The sequence below is a fragment of the Oleiphilus sp. HI0067 genome (assembly GCF_001635735.1).
The window spans coordinates 1-2,040 of the sequence record NZ_LWFI01000990.1 but is presented as its reverse complement, the minus strand read 5'-3'; the positions used below and the strand labels follow the sequence as shown (position 1 = coordinate 2,040).

The 2,040-nt window shown below is 40.9% G+C and carries 2 protein-coding genes; both read right to left on the bottom strand.

Annotated elements, in window-relative coordinates; translation table 11 throughout:
* The coding region (locus tag A3739_RS12915; protein ID WP_068501614.1) for a fatty acid desaturase at window positions 1-871 on the bottom strand (871 nt) is incomplete at its 3' end.
* Window positions 868-1,950, bottom strand: a complete 1,083-nt coding sequence (locus A3739_RS12910) for a flavin reductase family protein (protein ID WP_068479438.1) — start codon at window positions 1,948-1,950, stop codon at window positions 868-870. The genes A3739_RS12915 and A3739_RS12910, both read right to left, overlap by 4 nt.
* Window positions 1,951-2,040: the final 90 nt, after the last annotated feature.

The window sequence follows — 2,040 nt, the reverse complement described above, 5'->3', positions numbered from 1 at the left end:
TAGAGCCTTCAATATTGGACGAGCCTAGAATCTGGCGATAATACCATTGGCCTTTTGATTCGTTTTTGGTCGATTCCTCATCGAATGTTTGTGCTTCTTCGGTGAAATGGCCACAGAATATGATAGTCGCGGTCCATAGGTTGCGTAAAATATTTGCGATAATCGCGCAACATAATACTGGCAATGCGACAGGCCAGAATATGAGCGGAAAGAGGATATAGTCTTTGAGGATTTGCTTCCCGGCTTTCTTAAAAAATGCATTTCTTAAATCAAGTCTTGATATTGGGAGTTTACTGTTTTCTTTTTTCTTTCCAATGAATATGCGTTCACCTGCTAGCTCGTGATACGCAACGCCCCATTCAAACAGTAGGCTTAGGTTTAAATAGGTTATGATCTGATAAAGGTTTTTGGGGCGCCATTTCAAATCATCGCTCAGGCGCAAAAGACCGTAACCAAAGTCTCTGTCCTTGCCGATGATATTTGTATAAGTATGGTGCTCATAATTGTGGTACCTACGCCATGAATCGCTATCTCCAGCGTTATCCCAGTCGAATCGTTTAGAGTTTGTAATCGGATCGTGCATCCAGTCATATTGACCGTGCATTATGTTGTGCCCGATTTCCATGTTGTCGAGAATCTTTGAGAGAGCTAAGCCAAGCACAGATAAAATCGCTATCGACCACATTAGATAGCCATCAAAAAATAAGAATGCACATGCAATTCCAATACGGCTGACAATATCGAGCAACCTCTGAAAACCAATAAGTTTCCGAATATAGTTGGCGTCTTCGGTCCCGACTTTTTTAAATGTTTGTTCTCTTAATTCTTCAAACTGCTTTTCTAAAACATCAAATTGGATTTGTTGTGTCATTCGACTCTCTCCTGAATCTCTATCTCCAAATCGCTTTCTGCAAAGCTGCAACAAATTTGTATTTTTTCTCCGTGCTCTCGATGAGTTTGATCCGTTAATACGTTTTTCACCGATCCGCTTAATAAAGTTGCCGAGCATTGGTGGCACGCTCCTGCCCGACATCCAAAAACGGGTTTGTGGCCAGCGCTTTCGAGTGAATCTAATATGGGCTCATTGCCAATGCTGGTTGCCGTTGCGTTTTTATTCACTGTGATTGTATGTTCAGATGTGCTGCCAGAAATCTTAGGTATAACGAAGGTCTCGGAGTATATTGATGGAAGCGTTTGATTAAGCTTTTTGGCGCGTTGCTGAAGTAAATTTCCGGCAGTCTGTATGAAGCCAATTGGTCCGCAGATATAAGCATCCGAAACGGATTTTTCCGATAGCGCGTGCTCCAAGTGTTTGTCGCTAATTCTGTTATTAATCTCAGTGTCGATTATTTTCAGATCTAAACCATTCTCTGCTAACAAGCGTAATGATTTCGTTGCTGGGGATTGTACATTCCCTCTCCGGTACCATATTGCTTTATGTTTTGTTAATTCTTCTCTTGGTGATGATTTCAGCATTGAAAGGATTGGCGAGATTCCGCTGCCAGCGGCAAGGAATAACTGCATCGCCGATGATGAGTTATCGCTGATAACGAAGCTTCCTTGAGCTTTCGCAATATTAATCATATCTCCGGCTTTTAATTCGTCAGCGATAAAACTCGTAACCGTACCATCTGGAATTTTCTTGATGTAGAACTCGACAACTTTATTTTCATATAAGTCTTTAGGGGTTGAAGCAGCACTGAAGGTTCTTGTGAGAAATCGACCATTTATCTCAAACGAAAGCTGGAAGTGTTGACCCGGTTTGAAAGCCAATTTTTCTATGTGGCTGACCTTTAGGCGAAGGGATATGCATTCGTCGTCTAACGTTTCACAGAAAAGTACTTTTGCTGGAGCAAGCTTTCGCTTGTAGTTAGGAGATAGCAGTTGCCTGATTGGGGTAAGGTAATGCGCTAGTTGTTCGGTTTGTTTTGACGAAAATGTTCTTAACATATCAAATCGACTTTAGTTGCTAACATTTGTTAGCTTAAATATTATCGATTCTAATATTTCATGTCTAGCTTATACTTACTATTTTTATCT

Excerpts from the sequence above, each read along its gene's own strand:
- A3739_RS12910 (WP_068479438.1), bottom strand. The coding sequence starts at position 1,950 with ATGTTAAGAACATTTTCGTCAAAACAAACCGAACAACTAGCGCATTAC.